The following is a 16976-nucleotide window of genomic DNA, read 5'->3' as shown; positions in this document are numbered from 1 at the left end:
TCGGTCTTTAGGCCTTATTATACAACACCGGATTTAAACTTGGGTCGTTGTACATTTTCATTTGTTTATACACTTTCATGTATTTTTTACCAGCCTCAATATCAGCCAATAATTCATCTATACTGGTTGATAGATCTTCGCGTTGCGATAACAATACATTAAGCTTGGTTTGGCATTGTGCACGGTGCTCGGCCGAAGCGCTTTCACGTTCAGCTTCTTCCTGCATGTGATAAATTTTTAGTGCCAGAATAGAAAGCCTGTCAATAGCCCATGCCGGACTTTCGGTATTGATTTTTGCATCAGGCAGAGCCGAAACACCCTGATAAAGATTCAGGAAATAACCATCTATAAACTCTACCATATCAGTACGCACCTGGTTTTGTGCATCAATGCGTCTTTTCCAGCTTAAACCTTCTACAGGATCAATGTTTGGATTGCGCACTACATCTTCCATGTGCCATTGTGCGGTATCGATCCAGTTTTTTACGTAAAAAAGATGCTCTAAACTTTCGGCATCGTATGGGTTTTCAACCGGTTGGTCAATGTTGTCAAACTTGTGGTAGTCTGTAATTACTTCATTAAATATGCGGTTGGCAATTTCACTTATCATGGGGCAAAGATATTAAAAGATTCCTTATGGTTCCTTACGGGTTGATTACATAGATTTTTCCTGACGGGTTGATTAAACAGATTAAAGGATTACACCGATTTATTTCTTGAAGTTGAAACAACATTAAGCAGGCCCTGTTTTTTCATTAACCATTAACCATTAACCATTAACCATTCTTAGTTTCAAAATACGCCGTTATCTCCTCCAAAGAAAATGCATTTAAACATTTATCGGCGCTTAAACCGCCTTTGCGTGCAACCAGAATACCATAATGCATATCATGGAAACCTTCGGTGCGGTGTGCATCTGGATTTACCGATAGTATAACGCCTTTTTCGAGCGCATAACGGTGCCAACGCCAGTCTAAATCTAAACGTAAAGGGTTAGCATTGATTTCGATAACCACTTTGTTGGCCGCACAGGCATCGATAATTTTTTTATAATCAATCGGATATCCGGCCCTGCTCAGTAGTAACCGGCCTGTTGGGTGACCTAAAATAGTTGTATAAGGGTTTTCGATTGCTTTTAACAAGCGGGCGGTTGCCTTGGCTTCGTCCATGCGTAAATTGCTGTGTATTGAGGCTACAACAAAATCGAAAGTTTTTAAAATTTCATCCGGGTAATCTAAAGAACCATCGCTCAGGATATCGCTCTCAATACCTTTAAAAATTTTAAAAGGTGCCAGTTTTTTATTCAGTTCATCAATTTCCTGGTGTTGTGCAAAAACACGCTGTTCGTTTAAGCCCTTTGCATAAACGGCAGTTTTAGAGTGATCACAAATACCCAGATACTGCAGGTTTAGGTTATCTTTACAATAAACCGCCATTTGCTCCAGCGTATGTACGCCATCGCTCCAGGTAGAGTGGTTGTGCAAGCTGCCTTTTAAATCTTCGTACTGAATTAATGTTGGAAGCTGATTGGTTTTAGCCAGCTCAATTTCGTCGAAATCTTCACGCAGTTCGGGTACAATAAACGATAAGCCAGCTTTGCTGTAAATTTCTTCTTCGTTAGCAAATGGCCCTTCGCCAGCTAATTTTAAAACCTTTTCTACATGTTCGGCATTACCGGTTAATTTAAACCATTGTAAATAGAAAACTGATTTTTCCACTACATGGATTTTTATCCTGAAACCTGCTTCAGTAGTGCAAACGAAAGCATTTTTAGTTTCGATTAGGGTAAGTTGCTCAAAAGCTGGCAGGTTAAGTTTAACTGCCTCCAGATCATCTGCGCCGATTACAATTTCAAGTTCATCGATAATTTCGCAGGCGCGACGGTATTGACCGGCAAAGCCTAAAAGCGAGTCTTTATCTGTTCTTGCCAACCATTCTGATAGTTGTGTAAGCAGGGTTTGGGCAAATCCCTCCACCTGGGCATATAAAAACCGTCCGTTGGCTGCCAGTTTAAACTCAATGGCATTTTTAATTTCTTCCTGGGTTTTTAAGCCAAAACCTTTGGCTTCAATTAAGCGGTTTTCGTTGCAGGCATAATACAATTCACCAATGGTTTCGATGCCGAGGTCGCGCCAAATGATGAGGATCTTTTTCGGGCCAATGCCTTTAATGCCCAGCATTTCTACCACGCCCTCCGGCGTTTGCTGCACAATTTCATTCAACTCCCGCAGTTCGCCGGTTTCGAGCAATTCGATTATTTTGGAAGCCAGTCCTTTACCAATCCCGTCAATTTTATCAATTTCTGCAATGGGCTTATCTTTTAAGGCAAAGGGTAGTTTATCTACCTTGAAGTAAGCATTTGCTATAGATTTGATCTTGAAAGGATTCTCTTCATGCAGTTCCATTAACTGCGATAAAAGGCGTAAAGTACGGGCGATGGTTTTATTTTCCATAAGCTGTAAAATTAGAAAATAATGCCTCAAATTACGATCAAGCTACGCTAATTTTATAAACACAATTTAGCCCGGGTATTGTTTAATAGGGATGAAATTGATGAAAATTGCCCTTTTGGGCTTAAGTATAAGCGTAGTAGGCTGCCAATCGGCCAAGCGTAAACAGGCAGTTCATAACGATTCGCTCACCAATGTTTCTACGGTGGCGGGGCAAACTACCGATCAGCGGTTCCTGGTTGTGGCTGGCCATTCGGTTGGCGAAATTGCAATAGGAGCAGATATGGAACAGGTTAGCCAAAAACTGGGTAAGGCCGATGCCGGCGACGCGGCCATGGGGAAAGCTTGGGGAATTTGGTACGGAAACGATTCGACCGGTGGGCAAAGAAATGAAATTGCCGTCTACTCATCCTATCGAGATACCAGCATGCGCGTAAAAGATGTGAAACAAATCAGGGTTACTTCTGATAAATTTAAAACTGCTGATGGTTTTTCGCTGGGTACCACCCTAACTGCATTGCAATCAAAATTCCCTGATTTAAAGCAAGTTAGTCGCTACGTGGACACACAAAAAGATACCGTATTGGTTTACGATTCGAAAAAAAGCGGAATTAGTTTCGAGTTTTTAAAAGACAGAAGTATAGCCTTAACTGTTCATCCGGAAAATGTTGCTGTTAATGCAACTTATCTTACGTTGCATCCCGAATGGAAAAGCGTAGAATGATGGAAGATGTAGGATGGAAGAGGGAAGATGGGGGATGGAAGTGTGATGGTTTGTTAGATTATAGTTGATAGCCATTTTAGCATGAGCCATCAACTATTAACCTTTTTAAACCTTAGTCCATTTTACATTCCCCATCTTTAAATTATTATTTTATCACCGCTTCAAATGGCATCCTGGCCTGGATACCCGAACTTGCGATTACCTTTTTCATCTGCTGATAAAGGAAGTAGTTTTCACCAAGTTCTTGTTTGGTATAGTAAGTTTTAACTTTGTCGGTTCCTTCATCCATTAACGATTTCCATGGATCAATAACCTCAGGGTACTCTACAACCTTATAATCTTTAAGCTTAGCTTTTTTTGCTGCAGCTTTAATGGCATCGTTAAAGCTACCAATTCTATCAGCCAAACCAATTTGAACGGCATCTGTACCGATCCAAACATGGCCACCGCCAATGCTATCGATATAAGCCTTGCTTTTCTTACGGCCATCGGCAACCCGACTCACAAAACCACTGTAAATCCGGTTCAGCTCATTTTGGATAATAAAGCGTTCTCCTGCAGTCATTGGTCGGTTTGTAGCCATAATGTCGGCATATTTACCAGTTTTAACGCCATCAAAAGTAATCCCCAGTTTGTTGGTCATTAAGTTCTGGAAATTCGGAATGATACCAAACACACCAATAGAACCTGTAATGGTATTGGGTTGTACAAAAATGCTATCGGCAGCACAACCAATATAGTAACCACCCGATGCGGCAACATCGCCAAAGGATGCAATAACCGGTTTTTCTTTTTTGGTCAGTACAATTTCTCTCCAGATTACATCAGAAGCCAGGGCGCTGCCTCCCGGCGAGTTTACACGTATTACAACGGCTTTAATGTCATCATCTAAACGTGCTTTTCTAATGGCTCTCGAAATGCGTTCAGAACCAATCTGGTTGTCAGAGCCCTCGCCACCGTTAATTTCACCATTGGCATAAATTACAGCTACTTTATCTTTGCCTGTGTCTGTATCGGTATTGTTTTTAGCATAATCATTAATGGTAACCGTACGGATGTTTTCGCCGCGGGTACGTCCCGATAAGCCCTTTAACTCCTCTAAAATCTGATCTTTGTATTTTAAGGCATCGACCATTTTAAAATTAACTGCATCCTGAGGTTGTTGTACCTTATAATTATCGGCAATGCTGTAAAGGCTATCTTTCGGAATGTTTCTGCTTTGGGCAATGTCGGTTAAAAAAGTATTGTACAGGCCGCCTACATAAGCAGTAACCTGTTTGCGGTTGTAATCGCTCATTTTATCCAAAATAAACGGCTCTACTGCACTTTTATAGTTTCCAACTCGGATTACCTGCATTTCTACCCCAACTTTTTCTAAAGTTCCCTTAAAGAAAGTAAGTTCTGAGCTAAAGCCTTTAAATTCTAAAGCACCTTCTGGGTTTAAATATACCTTATCGGCCACCGAAGCCAGATAATAGGCACCCTGTGTATATACTTCGCTATATGCAATAATCTTTTTATGCGATTTTTTGAAATCGATCAGTGCATTTCTTACCTCACGAAGGGTGGCATAACCGGCATTCGGACTGCTTACATTCAGGTAAATACATTTAATGTTATCGTCGGTTTTGGCCCTTTGTACCGATTTTAGGAAATCGTTTAAACCAATGCCATCTTTTTCTTCGCCGCCAACAATAGGCAAATTGCCGAAAGGATTTTTAGGGGTACGTTCGGTAATGGTCTGATCTAAATTTAAGAACAGTACCGAATTGTTGGATACAATAACTGTTTTATCGTTATCGATTGATGAAATTACACCCACAACAATTACGAAGCAGATAATAAATATAATTACCATCGATAAGAAAAAGCCCAACATAGAGGCAAATAAATACTTAAAGAATTCTCTCATTTAAATGTTTTAGTTTTGTGCTGTAAAGATATAAAAATACATGATGCTTAATAAGGCTTTAGAGTGCAGCACGGCTTATTTGTTACTGGGCGGAAATTTGGGTAACAGAGAGGCAAATTTACAACTTGCAGTGGCACTTTTGAACGAAAAGGTAGGAGAGGTGGTATCGGTTTCTGGCCTGTACGAAACTGCTGCCTGGGGCAAAACAGATCAGCCTGCTTTTTTAAATCAGGCCGTGGCATTACGAACCAGTTTAACGGCTCTGGAGGTTTTAACGCAGGCATTGGCTATAGAACAGGATTTGGGGCGTGTTAGAAAAGATAAATGGGGCGAACGCCTGATTGATATCGATCTGATTCTTTTCGGCGATGAAATTATCGATATTCCAGATAAGCTTCAGGTGCCTCACCCACACATGCAAAACCGCAGGTTTGTGATGGAACCCCTTGCCGAAATTGCGCCGGAAGTAGTGCACCCTATACTCGGACAAACTATGTTAAGTATCAGTAAGCACATTAACGATCCCCTAACAGTTAAAAGGTTGTGACAACTTATTTATAATGGAGCAAAAACGCAGTTTAGATTTTTCGTACCTGATTGAAATGGTGGGTGATGAACCCGAATCATTAATTGAGATTTTTGATACTTTTTTAAGGCAAATGCCTAGATACATGACTGAACTGGACAATGCCTTAACTAATCAAAACTGGGATAAGCTGGTTAGCTGTGCACACAAAATTAAGCCAATATTTGGTTATGTTGGCTGTAACGATGTTAAAAAGCTTGTTTTGAAGTTAGAGCAAAACGCTAAAAATAAAACAGCTTTAGAAAACATAGCAGGCATTATCGGAGCGCTAAAAGAAGAAAGTGCCGATATCAATAAACTGATAGAAGCCGAAAAAATAAGACTGATTGCAAAAATGCGGAACAGCTGATTATTTATTAGCTAAAGTAGGTTTATCTTTAAAGTAGAATAGCGATAAAACAATATAGAGTACCAGTACAAAAGGAATTGCTGCAAATTTTAAGAAAGCAATTAATACTGTTGATAATATTAAAAAGATAAATTTGATTTTGTTTTTAGCCCAGCTCAGGTCGCTGAATTTTAAAGAAAATATCCTGATTTCACTTACCAATAGCAAACTGGTTATGGCTGTAATGGCAATCAGCAATATGCTCGAATAAATTACCTGCGGATAATCAGCAGAAATATAAGGTAACGAGCAGATAAACAAGGTATTCATTGGGGTGTTTAAACCAATAAAATCTTCAGTTTGGCGGGCATCGTTGTTAAACTTAGCCAGTCGCAATGCTGAAAAAATGGTAATTATGAAACCCAGATAGGGCAGGTATTCAGAAGGGTAATCGCTTAATTTTAACAACTGAAACATAATTACACCAGGTAAAAAGCCAAAACTAACCATATCGGCTAACGAATCGAGGTCTTTGCCAATTGCCGATTTAACGTTTAACAAGCGGGCCACCATGCCATCAAAAAAGTCGAAAATCCCCGAGAAAACAACGAAGTAAGCTGCGGTTTGTAAATCGCCTTTAAATGCAAAAACGATTCCAATGCAGCCCGAAAAAAGGTTAGCACAGGTAATCGCATTAGGGATATGCCTTTTCATAGGATGGAAGATGTAATATGGTAGATGGTATATGGAAAGTTACCTTATCCATTTACCATCTTACATTTTACCTTTTTTAGCTGTTCATCGAAATTAAGAATTCTTCGTTGCTTTTTGTACCTTTTATTTGAGATTGAACAAATTCCATGGCTTCCTGGCTGTTCATATCGGCAAGGTGGTTGCGTAAAATCCAAACACGTTGCAGGGTATCCCTGTCGTGTAATAAATCGTCGCGACGTGTGCTCGATGCAGTAATATCAATTGCAGGAAAAATACGTTTGTTAGATAATTTACGATCCAACTGAAGTTCCATATTACCAGTTCCTTTAAATTCTTCGAAGATCACCTCGTCCATTTTAGAACCTGTATCTGTTAAAGCTGTAGCCAAAATGGTTAAAGAACCTCCGTTTTCGATGTTACGTGCAGCACCGAAGAAACGTTTTGGTTTGTGTAAAGCATTCGCATCAACACCACCCGATAAAATTTTACCTGATGCCGGAGCAGTAGTATTATAAGCCCTTGCCAAACGTGTAATCGAATCTAACAGAATTACCACATCATGACCACTTTCTACCAAACGTTTCGATTTTTCCAATACAATATTGGCAATTTTAACGTGGCGTTCTGCCGGCTCATCAAATGTAGAAGCAATTACTTCTGCTCTTACACTTCGCGCCATATCAGTTACCTCTTCCGGACGTTCATCAATTAAAAGGATAATTAAATAAACTTCAGGGTGGTTTTTGGCAATTGCATTCGCAACCTCTTTCAATAAATTGGTTTTACCCGTTTTAGGCTGTGCTACAATTAAACCACGCTGACCTTTACCAATCGGGGTAAATAAATCCATAATACGGGTCGAGTAGTTATTCGTATCCGTAAACAGATTTAATCTTTCGGTTGGGAAAAGTGGCGTTAAGTAATCAAAAGGAACACGGTCACGCACATCGGCAGGGATTCTGCCATTAATGGTTTCTACGCGCACCAACGGGAAATATTTTTCGCCTTCTTTTGGCGGGCGGATGCTACCTTTTACAGTATCGCCGGTTTTTAAGCCAAAAAGTTTAATTTGCGATTGTGATACATAAATATCATCAGGAGAGGTAAGATAGTTGTAATCTGCCGAGCGCAGGAAACCGTAACCATCGGGCATAATTTCCAATACACCTTCGTTTGTAATTACGTTATCGAAATCCAGATTAGAGTAACTGTTTTCGTTTTTGTGGTGGCTACCTCCTCCTGGTTGTTTTTGAGGGCGGTTTTCATCACGTTGTTGTTTCTCTTGCTTTTCTTGTTTCTCTTTTGGCTCGTGCTTTGCCTTTGGAGCAACCGGAAGTACTTCTGCACTTTCTTCAATTAAAGCTGAAATTGGTTTAACACTTTCTTCTGCTTCAAAAATACGGTCAGGCTGACGTTCTGGTTGGTGCTGAGGCTCATCAAAAAGGGTTACAGATTCTCTTTTTCTGCTTACCGGAGCTACTGCAGCTTCCTCTTTAGGCAACCTTGCTCTCTTTTTTACCGGTTTTTCGGGGGTAACTGCTGCTGCTTCGGCGGCCGCGGCAGCAATTTTTGGTGCTTTTTCTGCTTTGGCAGCTTTAGCTTTTGGTGCAGGGCTTGCCGCTACCGGTTCGCTTTCACTATAAGGGTCGCCTCCAGCTGATTTAGCGGCGTTTATAATTTCTTGTTGGTGTAAAAGTACTTCAACAAGGTCTATTTTTCTAAGGGAGTCGGCACCTTCAATGCCATAGGTTTTTGCCAGCTCACGCAATTCTGTTGTGAGCTTATCATTTAATTCTGTTTTGCTGAACATTCTAAATATATATGTTTCAAGAAATTTTTCATTTGCTTATAACGCACATACGCCGTTATAAAATCTATGCAGGCCTAAAAATATTTCTGTTAAGGTAAGCCAAACTGTTTCATTGTATATAAATTCTTATGGCTATAAAACCGAATTGAGCTTATTTTAGAAAATACTCAAATTGTTTTATATTGTTTATAAGCTGAATAAAAAGCAAAATTTGCTTCTAAAAAATGGTAACAAAAAATAAATCTTGATAAATTTTTCTGGGATATTCAGATAAACGGTTGAGAAATTATGTTGCAATTGTATGTATTTGAAACGTAATCTGCAAGCAAAAGTTTAAAATGTTTAAAAAAATAATTCATGCAGGTATAATTTTGTTGTCCGGAAAACTTAAAAATCTTCATATTTGCAGCAAATAAGCCCATATATGACCAAGCAACAACTTTTCGAGCAAATTCAAAAAAAACGTTCATTTTTGTGTGTAGGATTAGATTCAGCCCTGGATAAGATCCCTAAACACCTGTTAAAATATGAAAATCCGATTTTAGAATTCAATAAGCAGATTATAGATGCAACCCAGGATTTATGTGTGGCCTACAAACCCAATACTGCCTTTTACGAGTGTTACGGTAAAAAAGGATGGGAAACCTTGATCGAAACCTGGAAATATATCCCTAAAGATACTTTCTCTATTGCGGATGCCAAACGAGGCGATATTGGAAATACCTCGGCCATGTACGCTGAAACATTTTTTAATGCAGCATCGTCTGAAATGAGTTTCGATTCGGTTACAGTTGCACCTTATATGGGAAGCGATTCGGTAACTCCTTTTTTAAAATTCGAAAATAAATGGGTTATTCTTTTGGCCTTAACTTCGAACACCGGTCATGCCGATTTTCAATTGCAGGAAATTGGTGAAGACAGACTTTTCGAAAAAGTACTTAAAACATCACAACAGTGGGCTACCGACGAGCAAATGATGTATGTTGTAGGGGCAACCCGCGGTGCAGCATTTGGCGATGTACGTAAACTGGCACCTAACCATTTTCTTTTGGTACCCGGTGTTGGTGCGCAGGGTGGCGATTTAAATGAAGTATGTAAATATGGCTTAAATGCACAGTGTGGTTTGCTGATTAACTCATCGAGAGGAATTATATATGCCAGCCAAGGCGAAGACTTTGCCGAAAGAGCCAGAGAAGAAGCCTTGAAACTGCAAAAAGAAATGGAGCAGATATTGGTTAAGGCTGGATTAGTATAAAGGATATATACAATTGAAAACTTTAGCGATAGTTGATGTTAAAGTTTTCAATTGTAGTTAAAGTTCTTATATTTAATAGCTTATACTTAACCTATGAGTAACCGTTTTGCCAATATGGATTTTAAATTATTGCTTGAGCACATAAAAAACTTATCTGCTGCTGAAAAAAAAGAGCTGATCAGGGTTTTAAATCAGAGCCAGCTTCCAATAGTTAATGAAGAAGATGTTGCTTATGTAAAAACGCCTAAAAAAAACACCTCTTTTGAGGAGAAGTGGGATGAAAGTTTATCTGCTTCCGAATTTAAAAAGGCAGCCATTAAACACATTGATACGTTGCCTTGGAAATAGTTGTACGCTTCCATCCTTCGGTTTTACTTTACCTTAATGAACTGGTAGATACGCTTTTTTATGAAAACTATTTCAGTATTCACGATAGTGCGGTAGATTATGTTACCCGATTGATTGATATTGTTGAGAACCAAATCGGGAAGAAACAACATTACAGCGTTCCACAAGCCTTTGTTCATTATGGAACCTGGATTATTCACATTAATATAAGTAAGAAAACAACGTGGTACTTTGTATTCGAAAAAAGCGAGAACCGTTATCTGGTTACATACGTTTTTAATAACTATGCTAAAGAAGCCCAAAATTTAAACTTATAAGTTAGTTATAGCAAAATAAATTCATTACCTTCCATAATGAATTTTCCAGAGGATTTTCTTCATTACGTATGGCAGTTCAGGTCGTTTGATTATAACGAACTGCAAACCTGCGATGGCGAAAAACTCGAAATTATCCATCCTGGGTTGCTCAACAGAAATGCAGGTCCGGATTTTAGCCATACCAAAATTAAGATTGGCGATACCCTCTGGGCAGGAAGTGTCGAAATCCACCTCAAATCTTCCGATTGGTTAAAACACAACCACCAGTTCGATCGCAGCTATGAAAATGTAATTCTCCATGTAGTTTATGAGCATGATACAGAGATTAAACGTATAGATGGTACGCTATTGCCGGTACTGGAACTTAAGAAACGGATTGCAGCCAGTTTAATCCGTAAATACGAAAACCTTTTTTTAACGCTCACCGATTTTCCCTGTGTGACGCAGATTGGGCATGTAGACCGGTTAATTGTCGATTCATTTTTATCCCGAACCCTGGTGGCGCGCTTTGAAGAAAAAACGCAGGCTGTTAATGAAACTTTAAGCGAATTGAAAGGTGATTGGGACGAAACATTTTATCGCTTTATGGCCCGTAATTTTGGCTTTAAGGTAAATGCTTTGCCCTTTGAGTTACTGGCCAAGGCCGTTCCACAGCATATTTATGCCAAACACAAAGATAATCCCTTGCAAATTGAGGCTTTGGTTTTTGGTGCTGCCGGATTTTTGAAAGACCAGTTTACCGAAACCTATCCGCAGAAATTAAGGGCCGAGTTTGAGTTTCTGCAAAAGAAATACAATATCAAACCGCTCGAGGTATCCATCTGGAAGTTTATGCGGATGCGGCCACAGAATTTTCCAACTATCAGGCTGGCACAATTTGCAGCCTTAATTATAAAATCCAACCACCTTTTTTCTAAAATTATCGAAATTAAAAAGGTAGCTGAGTTACATACTTTATTTGATGCATTGCCGGTAAACGATTACTGGAAAACGCATTACCATTTTAAAAAGGAAACCGATGGGGTAAAAACACAAATTGGCAAAACATCTGTAGATAATATTTTGTTAAATACCGTAGCCTTGTTTCTGTTTGCCTATGGTAAATACACCGATACCCAATTTTACCAAAGCAGGGCAATTAAATTATTGGAAAGTTTGCCCGCCGAAGAAAACGCCGTAACCTGGAAATTTTTAGCAGCCGGAGTTCAAATTGAAAGCGCATTTGCCTCGCAAGGTATTTTACAATTGAAAAAACAATATTGCGACCAGAAAAAATGTTTAACTTGTGGTATTGGTATTAAGATTTTAAAACAAGCTTAAACAAAAAGATTTACCCTAACCGTTTTGTAATTATGGAATTTCCGCACGAATTAAAAGAACTTTATCCCGATCAGATTATAGAAGTTAGGGGCAATGCTGATGCCTTAACGGTTATTCTGGATAAAGACGTTGACCTGCATAAATTTAAAGCCGAATTGGTTAAGAAATTTTCAGGACTGGAAGAACAGCAGATTCTTTTCATCAAACATGAAGATAAGCAGGACTTCGAAAAGCTGATTTTGGAATAATTCGAAACTGATTTTGCATGTTTAACCAATTATTATTTATAAATTAGAATAAGAAAACCAATGTTATAGCGTTGGTTATTTATTATTTTATCTGTTGATACAATAATTAAAGCGTGTTAAAATAAGCTTAAAATGTTTCAAAGAATTATAACCTATTTTGAGCAGCAGAGTTTTGGTGTTTCTACTTATCTGGCTAATAAGCTACACATGAGCACCGCAAAAGTCCGCCTGTTTTTTATTTACTCGTCTTTTTTGGCTGTAGGTTTCCCTATACTATTTTATTTTCTGGCTGCCGTGGTTTTGGATATTAGAACCTATATGAAGCGCATGAGGCTTAGGGTTTGGGAGTAGTTCAGTTCACAGTTGACAGTTCACAGTTTTCAGTTTCCAATACGAAGTTTGTAGTTTGCAATTTATAGTTAACAATTCTCAATTGTAGGTAACTGATAACTGAAAATTGAAAACTACCTAATCATCGTCTCTCAAAATTTCAGCAATTTCGTTAAAACCTTTTTCTGCAGCTAAATCGGCAGGTAATTTTCCGCCTTCCATACGCAACGAAACTTCTGCGCCGTGCTCCAGCAATAAAATAATCAACTCAATATTACCCAATTGTGCTGCGCTGTGTAAAGGCGCCAAACCAGCTTTCTGGCAAACGTTAGGGTAGGCCCCCGCTTCTAAAAGCATTTTGGTAATGTTAAAATTGTTTGCCGCAACAGCCGAGTGGATCGGGAAAACGTTGAACCCGTTTTTCGAAGCTAAATTTACATCAGCACCTTTCAATACTAAAAAGCGCGCTAAATCTTCGTGCCCGAAATAGCAGGCCAGGCCCAGCGGCGTAAAACCATCATCAGAGAACTCGTTAACACTCTCAGGTTTTTGGAAAATCAATAGGGTAGCGGCATCAAATTTACCAACGGCGCAGGCCTCGAACAGGGTAAGCTGATCAACAAACTCTGCAATTAAATCGGCAATCTCCTGCTTTTTATAATAACAGGCCAATAATAATGGCGAAATGTGGTGCGATGTATCGGTAACGGCCAATCGGGGATTTTGTACCAAAATTTCCTTTACCGCATTTAAGTTGCCGGCTTCAATTTGTTCTTCTAGCTGCGCTATACCCATAGTATTGTATGAAAATCGACTTAAATTAACAAAAATTAAGAAATTGTAAACTTTAATGCCTAAATATATATAGTGTAGGGCAGATTAGCAAAAATCAAAATCTGCAAATGCTGCAATAGGGCTATTGGCCAAAAAATGCCAGCTATTATGAATATGGGCGTTATCCTAATTCCGATAAAGTCGGGATTCATCTGGTTATAAAAAATCCCGTCTCACCTCTCCAGGTCAAACGGGATAAAACCTAAAACAAAATCCGTTTCATTTATGATAAAACGTAACAACTTGCGTGTTGTTGAAATAATAGACTGTATTTTTTGTTTAAGGTTTAATAGCCCAATGAATATTTTTATTTAATTTAATGGGGAATAGAAAACTCGTATCAGTTATTTTATATTTGTTGATCAAAAATATATTTAGGATAGAAAATGTCGGCAAGGGGTAATCAGTTTAAAACCAATACATTCAGAGATAAAGGTGCTGAAAATGCATCGGGCAGAGGGGCATCAAACCGCCAGCCAAAAGAAAAAAGGGAATTTCTGCCCCGTTTCGACCTGTCGGATGGCCGTGCAGTAAAGATTCTGGGCTTGTTCTTTGTAATCCTTTCCCTTTATTTTTTAATTGCCTTTACTTCTTATTTATTTACCTGGCAAGATGACCAGAGTTACGTAATAGATGCGAATGGCGGCTGGGGAAATTTGTTTAAAACAAGCGAAGAACTGAAAAATGCTGGCGTAACTACCCCGGTTGTACAAAACTGGCTGGGTAAATTTGGTGCCTTATTATCGCACCAGTTTATTTACGAGTGGTTTGGTATTGCTTCATTCTTATTTGTACTTGCCTTTTTTATTATTGGCTACCGCTTATTGTTTAAAGTAAAAATCCTTTCTATCTCAAAAACATTAGGCTATAGCTTTTTCTTTTTGTTATTTATTTCACTCACCTTAGGTTTTGCACATAGTTTCTGGTCAGAATCGCCGCATTACCTCGAAGGTGAATTTGGTTTCTGGACCAACAAATTACTAGCTGCCCAAATTGGTGCAGCAGGTGTTGCCGGTTTAATTGCCTTTGCCGGTTTAACCATTTTAATTATTGCCTATAACATCGATTTTAAATTCCCTGAACGTAAAGAAAAAGAAGTATATCTCGATACGGAAGTGCCCGATTTTGTAAACGAAGTGAGAACACAGCATGCCGGCAGGGAAAATGTTTATGAAGAGCCTTCAGAGCCAATCGAATTTCCGGTGCGCGATAAGCCTGTTGGCAATGAGCGTAAGCCACAAAATGTAACTTTACAACCTAGCCGTTTCGAAGAAAAAGAACCCGAAGAAGAAGCAACCCCACCTGTAGTTTTATCGCCTTTGGCTACCAATTTACCATTGGCAACCACTGCGGCTTCGGCCCTGCCATTGGTAGTAGAGCCACCGGTAAACGACGAAAAAGAACCCGCTTTTACCATCGAGAAAACTGAAGAAGAAATTAAATCGGATGATCTGGTAGAGCAGTTTGGTAATTACGATGAAAAACTCGATTTATCGGGCTACAAATACCCAACGGTTGATTTATTGGAAAACTATGGCACCAACAAAATTTCGGTAAATGCCGAGGAACTGGAAGCCAATAAAAATAAAATTGTAGAAACCCTTAACCATTACAATATCGAAATCGATAAGATTAAGGCTACAATTGGTCCAACGGTTACGCTTTACGAAATTATTCCGGCGCCGGGTGTAAGGATTTCGAAAATCAAAAACCTGGAAGATGATATCGCCCTTTCGCTTGCTGCTTTGGGGATTCGTATTATTGCGCCAATGCCAGGTAAAGGTACCATTGGTATCGAAGTACCCAACCAGCACCCCGAAATGGTGCCGATGCGCAGCATTTTAAATACCGAGAAATGGGTGCAAAATACCATGGATTTACCAATTGCTTTGGGTAAAACCATCAGCAACGAAGTTTTTATTGCCGATTTGGCCAAAATGCCGCACTTGCTGGTAGCAGGGGCAACGGGGCAAGGTAAATCGGTAGGTATTAACTCCATCCTGGTTTCGCTATTGTTTAAAAAACACCCGGCACAGTTAAAATTTGTATTGGTCGATCCGAAAAAGGTAGAGTTAACGCTATTTAATCGTATTGAAAGACACTTTTTGGCTAAACTACCGGGCGAGGCCGATGCCATTATTACCGATACTAAAAAAGTGGTAAACACTTTAAATTCGCTTTGTATTGAGATGGATCAGCGTTACGATTTGTTGAAAGATGCACAGGTGAGAAATTTAAAAGAGTACAACGATAAGTTTATCAAACGCAAGCTGAATCCGAATAATGGTCACCGTTTCTTACCATTTATTGTTTTGGTAGTAGATGAGTTTGCCGATTTAATGATGACGGCTGGTAAAGAGGTAGAAGCGCCGATTGCACGTTTGGCACAGCTGGCCCGTGCCATTGGTATTCACCTGGTGCTGGCTACGCAGCGTCCATCGGTAAATATTATTACCGGTACCATTAAAGCCAACTTCCCGGCAAGGTTAGCCTTTAGGGTTTTGTCAAAAATCGATTCGCGTACCATTCTGGATAGTGGTGGAGCCGATCAGCTGATTGGTCGCGGGGATATGCTTTTATCTACCGGTAGCGACTTAATCAGGCTACAGTGTGCTTTCGTTGATACACCTGAGGTAGATCGTATTTCAGAATATATAGGTAACCAGCGCGGTTATTCAGATGCTTACCAGTTGCCGGAATATATTGATGAGGCAGGCGAGGGGAGCAAAGCAGATTTCGATCCAAATGAGCGCGATAAGTTCTTCGAAGATGCAGCAAGGCTGATTGTAATGCACCAGCAGGGCTCAACTTCATTAATTCAGCGTAAACTGAAGTTAGGTTACAACCGTGCCGGCCGCATTATCGACCAGTTGGAAGCTGCCGGAATTGTTGGCCCGTTTGAAGGAAGTAAGGCCCGTGAAGTTTTATATCCCGACGAATATTCTTTGGAACAATTCTTGAATAGTATGGATGACAAAGATTAGATTAAACCAATACCAAAAAATCTACTCTAACGTTACAAAAGAAAATTAAAAAAGAAAAGATGAAGAAATTAATTTCAGCATTAATGGTTGTAGTTGCTTTTACAACATCAACTTATGCTCAAACTGATGCGAAAGCTAAAGCAATTTTAGCAGAAGTAAGCAAGAAATACAAGTCGTACAATGTAGTTAAAACAGATTTTACTTTTACACTGGATAATCCAAAAGCTAAAGTAAAAGAAACACAGCAAGGTACTTTATATGTTAAAGCCAATTCTAATAAGTATAAAGTGGCTATGACGAACCAGGAGTTGTTTAGCGATGGCAAAAGCCAGTGGACTTACCTTAAAAAAGATAAAGAAGTACAGGTAAGCAACGTAGATAACAGCGGCGATGCCATTAATCCGGCTAAAATTTTTACCGTTTACGAAAAAGGATTTAAATACGTGTACACAGGTGAGGAAAAGGCAGGTGCCAAAACTTACCAGATGATTGATTTAACACCTGTAGATGCTAAAAAAGCAATTTTTAAAGTGCGTTTAAGCATCGATAAAGCGGCTAAACAAATTGCCAATGTGGTATTGTTCGATAAAAACGGAAACAAATACACTTACAATGTGAAAACTTTTTCGCCAAATGTAAATGTACCGGAAACTACTTTCGCTTTCGACGCTAAAAAATACCCTGGTGTTGAAGTGGTAGACTTAAGATAATTGTTAATTCCGCAAATGCGGGATGAAACCTGGAAGGTTCAGCTGGCAACAGCTGAACCTTTTTTATGTCCGTCAACATAGAGGATTAATTTATTTCATAAAAATC

General features: G+C 39.2%; 17 protein-coding genes. 11 read left to right on the top strand and 6 right to left on the bottom strand.

The window, feature by feature from the left end; genetic code table 11:
- Positions 1–7 precede the first annotated feature (7 nt).
- Positions 8–610: a DUF4254 domain-containing protein gene (locus HWV58_RS20460; RefSeq protein WP_124559621.1), complete on the bottom strand. Its 603-nt coding sequence runs from the start codon at positions 608–610 to the stop codon at positions 8–10.
- Between the two features lie 166 nt (positions 611–776).
- The gene (locus HWV58_RS20455) at positions 777–2453 is read right to left on the bottom strand and encodes a helix-hairpin-helix domain-containing protein (protein WP_175635869.1); all 1677 of its coding nucleotides are present in this window, start codon (positions 2451–2453) and stop codon (positions 777–779) included.
- A 100-nt stretch (positions 2454–2553) separates the two neighbouring features.
- Between HWV58_RS20455 and HWV58_RS20450 the strand changes: the two genes are divergently transcribed.
- Positions 2554–3174, top strand: a complete 621-nt coding sequence (locus tag HWV58_RS20450) for a hypothetical protein (RefSeq protein WP_175635868.1) — start codon at positions 2554–2556, stop codon at positions 3172–3174.
- A gap of 145 nt (positions 3175–3319) precedes the next feature.
- Here the strand turns inward: HWV58_RS20450 and sppA are convergent, their stop codons facing one another.
- Entirely contained in the window at positions 3320–5086 is a 1767-nt protein-coding gene (sppA, locus tag HWV58_RS20445) for a signal peptide peptidase SppA (protein WP_175635867.1), read from the bottom strand.
- 40 nt (positions 5087–5126) lie between these two features.
- Between sppA and folK the strand changes: the two genes are divergently transcribed.
- Both folK and HWV58_RS20435 read left to right on the top strand, forming a co-directional pair.
- The gene (gene folK / locus HWV58_RS20440; RefSeq protein WP_175635866.1) at positions 5127–5633 is read left to right on the top strand and encodes a 2-amino-4-hydroxy-6-hydroxymethyldihydropteridine diphosphokinase; all 507 of its coding nucleotides are present in this window, start codon (positions 5127–5129) and stop codon (positions 5631–5633) included.
- A gap of 13 nt (positions 5634–5646) precedes the next feature.
- A complete protein-coding gene (locus tag HWV58_RS20435) occupies positions 5647–6021 on the top strand; it encodes an Hpt domain-containing protein (protein ID WP_175635865.1) in 375 nt (124 codons plus the stop codon).
- On the opposite strand, the gene pssA is transcribed toward HWV58_RS20435, so the two are convergent.
- Positions 6022–6714 carry a CDP-diacylglycerol--serine O-phosphatidyltransferase gene (gene pssA / locus HWV58_RS20430; protein WP_175635864.1) on the bottom strand — a complete coding sequence of 231 codons (693 nt, stop codon included), beginning with the start codon at positions 6712–6714 and terminating at the stop codon, positions 6022–6024.
- Positions 6715–6790: 76 nt separating this feature from the next.
- Positions 6791–8524, bottom strand: coding sequence for a transcription termination factor Rho (gene rho / locus HWV58_RS20425; RefSeq protein WP_175635863.1), 1734 nt, complete (start codon positions 8522–8524; stop codon positions 6791–6793).
- A gap of 424 nt (positions 8525–8948) precedes the next feature.
- On the opposite strand from rho, the gene pyrF reads away from it, so the two are divergent.
- The 6 genes from pyrF to HWV58_RS20395 all read left to right on the top strand — a co-directional run bounded on the left by pyrF (position 8949) and on the right by HWV58_RS20395 (position 12363).
- On the top strand, positions 8949–9779 hold the full coding sequence (gene pyrF / locus HWV58_RS20420; RefSeq protein ID WP_175635862.1) for an orotidine-5'-phosphate decarboxylase: 831 nt from the start codon (positions 8949–8951) through the stop codon (positions 9777–9779).
- A gap of 114 nt (positions 9780–9893) precedes the next feature.
- Positions 9894–10127 (top strand): hypothetical protein, encoded by a 234-nt coding sequence (locus HWV58_RS20415; RefSeq protein WP_175635861.1) that lies wholly within the window; start codon positions 9894–9896, stop codon positions 10125–10127.
- Positions 10118–10444, top strand: a complete 327-nt coding sequence (locus HWV58_RS20410) for a hypothetical protein (RefSeq protein ID WP_175635860.1) — start codon at positions 10118–10120, stop codon at positions 10442–10444. Before HWV58_RS20415 ends, HWV58_RS20410 begins: the two co-directional genes overlap by 10 nt.
- Positions 10445–10480: 36 nt before the next feature.
- Complete coding sequence (locus HWV58_RS20405) at positions 10481–11764, top strand: DUF2851 family protein (RefSeq protein WP_175635859.1); 1284 nt, start codon at positions 10481–10483, stop codon at positions 11762–11764.
- Between the two features lie 32 nt (positions 11765–11796).
- On the top strand, positions 11797–12012 hold the full coding sequence (locus HWV58_RS20400; RefSeq protein WP_175635858.1) for a hypothetical protein: 216 nt from the start codon (positions 11797–11799) through the stop codon (positions 12010–12012).
- A 132-nt stretch (positions 12013–12144) separates the two neighbouring features.
- A complete protein-coding gene (locus HWV58_RS20395) occupies positions 12145–12363 on the top strand; it encodes a PspC family transcriptional regulator (protein WP_124559631.1) in 219 nt (72 codons plus the stop codon).
- Positions 12364–12480: 117 nt separating this feature from the next.
- On the opposite strand, the gene HWV58_RS20390 is transcribed toward HWV58_RS20395, so the two are convergent.
- Positions 12481–13137 carry an ankyrin repeat domain-containing protein gene (locus tag HWV58_RS20390; protein WP_175635857.1) on the bottom strand — a complete coding sequence of 219 codons (657 nt, stop codon included), beginning with the start codon at positions 13135–13137 and terminating at the stop codon, positions 12481–12483.
- 425 nt (positions 13138–13562) lie between these two features.
- On the opposite strand from HWV58_RS20390, the gene HWV58_RS20385 reads away from it, so the two are divergent.
- Together HWV58_RS20385 and HWV58_RS20380 are read left to right on the top strand one after the other, a co-directional pair.
- Positions 13563–16160 (top strand): FtsK/SpoIIIE family DNA translocase, encoded by a 2598-nt coding sequence (locus tag HWV58_RS20385; RefSeq protein ID WP_175635856.1) that lies wholly within the window; start codon positions 13563–13565, stop codon positions 16158–16160.
- A 59-nt stretch (positions 16161–16219) separates the two neighbouring features.
- Entirely contained in the window at positions 16220–16870 is a 651-nt protein-coding gene (locus HWV58_RS20380; protein ID WP_175635855.1) for a LolA family protein, read from the top strand.
- Positions 16871–16976 lie beyond the last annotated feature (106 nt).

The organism is Pedobacter ghigonis (assembly GCF_903166585.1).
GTDB classification, from domain to species: Bacteria; Bacteroidota; Bacteroidia; order Sphingobacteriales; family Sphingobacteriaceae; genus Pedobacter; species Pedobacter ghigonis.
The sequence above is the reverse complement of the archived record's forward strand: the minus strand, read 5'-3'. Positions and strand labels throughout refer to the sequence as shown.

Bases quoted from the DNA above. Each gene is read 5' to 3' on its own strand.
- HWV58_RS20460 (WP_124559621.1), bottom strand. From the start codon at position 610: ATGATAAGTGAAATTGCCAACCGCATATTTAATGAAGTAATTACAGAC.
- HWV58_RS20455 (WP_175635869.1), bottom strand. From the start codon at position 2,453: ATGGAAAATAAAACCATCGCCCGTACTTTACGCCTTTTATCGCAGTTA.
- HWV58_RS20450 (WP_175635868.1), top strand. From the start codon at position 2,554: ATGAAAATTGCCCTTTTGGGCTTAAGTATAAGCGTAGTAGGCTGCCAA.
- sppA (WP_175635867.1), bottom strand. From the start codon at position 5,086: ATGAGAGAATTCTTTAAGTATTTATTTGCCTCTATGTTGGGCTTTTTC.
- folK (WP_175635866.1), top strand. From the start codon at position 5,127: ATGATGCTTAATAAGGCTTTAGAGTGCAGCACGGCTTATTTGTTACTG.
- HWV58_RS20435 (WP_175635865.1), top strand. From the start codon at position 5,647: ATGGAGCAAAAACGCAGTTTAGATTTTTCGTACCTGATTGAAATGGTG.
- pssA (WP_175635864.1), bottom strand. From the start codon at position 6,714: ATGAAAAGGCATATCCCTAATGCGATTACCTGTGCTAACCTTTTTTCG.
- rho (WP_175635863.1), bottom strand. From the start codon at position 8,524: ATGTTCAGCAAAACAGAATTAAATGATAAGCTCACAACAGAATTGCGT.
- pyrF (WP_175635862.1), top strand. From the start codon at position 8,949: ATGACCAAGCAACAACTTTTCGAGCAAATTCAAAAAAAACGTTCATTT.
- HWV58_RS20415 (WP_175635861.1), top strand. From the start codon at position 9,894: ATGGATTTTAAATTATTGCTTGAGCACATAAAAAACTTATCTGCTGCT.
- HWV58_RS20405 (WP_175635859.1), top strand. From the start codon at position 10,481: ATGAATTTTCCAGAGGATTTTCTTCATTACGTATGGCAGTTCAGGTCG.
- HWV58_RS20400 (WP_175635858.1), top strand. From the start codon at position 11,797: ATGGAATTTCCGCACGAATTAAAAGAACTTTATCCCGATCAGATTATA.
- HWV58_RS20395 (WP_124559631.1), top strand. From the start codon at position 12,145: ATGTTTCAAAGAATTATAACCTATTTTGAGCAGCAGAGTTTTGGTGTT.
- HWV58_RS20390 (WP_175635857.1), bottom strand. From the start codon at position 13,137: ATGGGTATAGCGCAGCTAGAAGAACAAATTGAAGCCGGCAACTTAAAT.
- HWV58_RS20385 (WP_175635856.1), top strand. From the start codon at position 13,563: ATGTCGGCAAGGGGTAATCAGTTTAAAACCAATACATTCAGAGATAAA.
- HWV58_RS20380 (WP_175635855.1), top strand. From the start codon at position 16,220: ATGAAGAAATTAATTTCAGCATTAATGGTTGTAGTTGCTTTTACAACA.